The sequence below is a fragment of the Mesorhizobium sp. M4A.F.Ca.ET.050.02.1.1 genome, from assembly GCF_003997725.1.
Lineage (GTDB): Bacteria > Pseudomonadota > Alphaproteobacteria > Rhizobiales > Rhizobiaceae > Mesorhizobium.
In genome coordinates, this window is record NZ_RZSG01000551.1 from 1 (window position 1) to 4,070 (window position 4,070).

3 protein-coding genes are annotated in these 4,070 nt (G+C 62.0%); 1 reads left to right on the forward strand and 2 read right to left on the reverse strand.

The genetic code is table 11. The annotated features are described in order from the left end of the window. Positions 1-15 precede the first annotated feature (15 nt). Positions 16-867, reverse strand: coding sequence for a winged helix-turn-helix domain-containing protein (locus EOA33_RS40835; RefSeq protein WP_245482442.1), 852 nt, complete (start codon positions 865-867; stop codon positions 16-18). A gap of 174 nt (positions 868-1,041) precedes the next feature. Here EOA33_RS40835 and EOA33_RS26645 point away from each other — a divergent pair, with 174 nt between their 5' ends. Continuing rightward, entirely contained in the window at positions 1,042-1,896 is an 855-nt protein-coding gene (locus EOA33_RS26645; protein ID WP_126058544.1) for a DUF1194 domain-containing protein, read from the forward strand. Positions 1,897-1,958: 62 nt separating this feature from the next. Here EOA33_RS26645 and EOA33_RS26650 read toward each other — a convergent pair whose 3' ends face one another. Then, positions 1,959-3,788 (reverse strand): patatin-like phospholipase family protein, encoded by a 1,830-nt coding sequence (locus tag EOA33_RS26650; protein WP_189347441.1) that lies wholly within the window; start codon positions 3,786-3,788, stop codon positions 1,959-1,961. Positions 3,789-4,070: the final 282 nt, after the last annotated feature.

Below are 4,070 nucleotides of genomic sequence, written 5' to 3' on the forward strand. Positions count from 1 at the left end.
CCTCAGGGCCGACGCTCACCGTTGGCAGCTGGAGAACAGGAATCGAGAGCTTCTCCTTCCGTCCGGCAAACGTCTCGCGGAGGGCGAAGAGCTGATGCTGTCAAGACGCGAGGAGGTCGACGATGCCGTCCTCGAATACATCGAGGCGTGGACCGCTTCGGTGACGCAAATCCCACCCGGTCGTGACAGAATTTGCAGATGCGCGGCGACCTCGGCGGCCTCGCCCGCGAGGTGGTCGCCCTCGGCGACGACATAGCCCAGGTGAACGCCGATGCGGAAGCGCAGGCGCTTTGTCTCGGGAACTTCGCAGTCCCGCCTGTCGACCTCATGCTGGATCTCGCTCGCACACCGCATCGCCTCGACAGGGCCGGCAAACTCGGCGACCAGACTCCCTTCGCCGTTCCAGAACGCGCGACCCGCATGTTGGACCAGCAGCCGATCGATGATCTGCCGGTACTCTCGGAGAGATGCGGCAGAAATCCGCTTGCCTGTCGGCCGGCTCTCGGAGGCCAATTCGGCTGCCAGGATGGTCGCCATCCTCGGTCCGGCATTTGCGGGAAGGACCAGCCTGTAGCCGCGCCTCGGCACTGTCTGCACGACGGTCTGCCGGCTGTCGTTGAGCGCCGCACGGATCTCGTGAATGCATTGCACCAGGCTGTCGTCGGTGACGGCTATCCCGTTCCAGACCGCCCTCATCAGGTCGTCCTTGGTGACCACGCGATCCGCGTTCGCCAGAAGGTGACGAAGCACCGCAAAGGTCTGCTGGCGAAGCGCGATCGTCCTGTTGGACTTGTCGCGCAAGGTCTCGCTGCTCACGTCGGCGGTAATGCCGTTGAGTACGAACGTCGTGGGCGGCGAGCTATCCAAGCCGGTTTCCTCACGCACGAAGCCGCAGTCCAATGCTTCGATATTAGCACGGACTGCGAAGCGTCATCACCATCCGGACGGGCGCGGAGCGCAGATTTCGGCGAATGATCGGAAGCTGTTCGTGACGCGCGGGACGCCTCGGACCGACAATTGCATGTCAGCGAGAGGCTCGCCATGGACGACCTGGTGCGGATTGCTCGATGTGCGGGTGCAAGACCGGTGCTGCGGCTCACGGCCGTCTGCCTGCTGCTCTTCGCGATGGCGTCGCAGGCTCACGCGACCGACCGTCCCGCTGACCACCTGGCCGAAGTCGATCTGCAATTGATCCTGGCCGTGGACGTTTCGCCCTCGATGAGCAACGTTGAGCAACGAGTGCAACGCGACGGCTACGTCAGTGCCTTCCGCCACGCGGACATCGCGACGGCCATCAAGTCGGGAGAGCGGGGCAGAATTGCAGTGCTTTATCTGGAGTGGGCAGGGCCACACCAGCAAACAGTCATCATGCCGTGGACAATTGTTGAAGGCCGCGAGGACGCTCTGATCTTGGCAGACAGGCTCGCGGCGCTGCCGTTGACCGAAGGTCGCGGAACGTCGATCTCCGGCGCATTGTGGGCGGCGCGTGATCTGTTCGCGAAGAGTGGCTTGCGCAGCCCGCGCAGGGTTGTTGACGTATCCGGCGATGGACCCAACAATGCCGGAGCGCCGCTTGATCCCGTCCGGCAGGTCCTTCTGGCGGAAGGCGTGACGATCAACGGGCTGCCGATCGCACTGCCCCGCATTGGCTGGGCCGGCGGGTTTGCGATCTACGACCGTTCCTACCTGCAATCCTATTTCGAACGCTGCGTCATTGGCGGACCAGACGCATTTGCGATCGGCGTCACCGAGGCCACCATGTTCGCCACCGCGGTCCGGCTAAAGCTGGTGCGTGAAATTTCCATGAACATGGGTCAGGTGATCCACGCCGCCTACACCACGCGTTCCGACCGCACAGCCGACTGCAACATGATCGCTCAGTCGCCGGGCCGGTAAGTTCGGCAATGGGACCGCGATGCAGGGCAGCAACGGAATGCGGAGAGTCTAGTGGTGATGCGCTAAGTAATATGTGCGTTACCGAGCACCGCCCGGAGCCCTGAGTCGTTCTGGCGGAGACGTTCCTCGATCCATTGCGCCGTGCGGTCGTGGGCGTCCGAAAACAGCTCGGAATGCCGACTCCAATCCATGAATGTGCTCGAAACCTGCGGACAGACCAAGACATCCTCGTCACCGACGGCAATGTCCTGCGGCCCGTGTGCCAGCATACTCGCGGCAATAACCTGAAGCATGCTCGGAACCTGCGGCAGGCGGGCACGGCCGAAAGGGTTCAGCAGGGCGACCGCCAGTTCCGATCTTCCGGGGATGCGGTCGTAATCGACGTGGTATTTTTGCGGCCCACTGGACCCAAAGCTCACGATGACATTGGGGCCGGTCTTGAGTTCCCTCATCTGTTCCAGCGGCAAATTGTTCATGATGGCGCCGTCCACCAGCATATCGCCGTCAGCCGTAAAGAACGGCGGCAGGACACCCGGGAGCGAGCCGGATGCCCGAACGGCTTGCCAGAGTTTCCCACGAAGGTGGACGTGGGGCTGACGGCTGCTCAGATTGGTCGAAAGCGCAAAGAACGGAAGCCAAAGATCTTCGATCAGAACGTCGCCGTATTCCTCCCGAAGGGCTCGATCGAAGGCTTTGTGATCCAGAAGCGCGAAACGCGGCAAGGTGGGGCGCCGAAACGCCCTGCTCTTGACAAATACGTTGTGCGTGCCGCGGTCGATCTGCTCCGCGTCCAACCCTCTTGCGAAGCCGGCCATCATCGCGGCTCCGGAACTCGTCCCGCCGAGATAGTCGAAGCGCGCGCCCGCCTCGACGAAGGCCTTGTAGACGCCCAGATGGGCGCTGCCCAGGGACCCACCCCCCGCCGCCACGAAGCCGCGTGCCTTGCAGGAAATAAATCGGACCAGGCGCTGGATATCAGACGCGTCCTCCAGCGCAACATGATGATGCTGGCCGACATGGGGACGCTCATCGAGCCACGCAGAGGTGCCGGAGACCGCAGCCGAGCGATTGTCGTGAATTAGGACAAGCCGACCGGTCGATGGTGGATGGACCGATAGCGCCAATTCCTCGGACGTGTTCAAGCGAGGCGAGGAGGACGCGTTCGCTACAAGCAGGACGGTATCGGCCTGGCGAATGCAGACTCGTGTCCATTCATTAGGTTCTTCATCGGCGACGTAGACAACGAATTCAGCTTGCGCCTCCAGTTCGTTCAACCAGTTAAGGACCGGCTGGTCGTCGATCGGACGACCCGCGAATTTCGCGTGGACGTCATGCCGGGAAACGAACTGAGCGCGCGTGAGCGCACCGAGCTCTTGCTGTAGGTGCCCGATGAAAACCGGTGAGATGCGACTTCCGCCGGCTGCGATGATGGCAAGCGTTCGGATCTTGGCAGGTTTCTGACGTGACAAAATAGGAGATTGGGTGGCGAACCGGCGCGCCAGAGATGTTGTGACCGCCTCTCTCAGGTTCGGCAGAGCCTCGGCCGCCTTCTCGAAATGATTGCGACTGATTTCAAGGACGATCGAATCGCGCGCTGCAAGGACAGTGGCCGTACGGGGCAGCCCTGCAAAGAAACCAATTTCGCCGACGAGTTCGCCCTGAGCGATCTCGGCGACCGAGCCAATCCCATCTCCTTTGTGTACCGTAAAGCGACCGGACAGCACGACGAAGAACCTGTCCGATGGATCGCCTTCGCGAACCAGGACCTCACCGCGCCTTAGGACCCGACGGTCGGATTCGGCAGCCAAAGCCTCGAGCGCCAGCAACGACGCACGATCGAACATCAATGTCGCCGACAATAGTCTCGCGGCGAGAGAATCGACGGAGGACATTTGAGCCATCCCGGGACGCATTCGCTCCGGTGATTGTATCCCCTACCGCTCGTGTTTGCAGCGTCGCAAGGCGCGATCCGAGCCGAACCGCAACGTTGGCGGCTGGAGCCCGTCTATGGATCAAAATTCTGATGTGCCGACCTTATGCCAAGCATTGGTTCCCTGTGGCGTCTGCGAGGCGCTCGATCCGTGGCAACTGGTGGGTAGCAGCGAGAGGCTTCGGAAGCCTAGGTGTTGTTAACGGGGTAGCGGAGGACCGTTCTCTCCGCTTTCAACAATCGG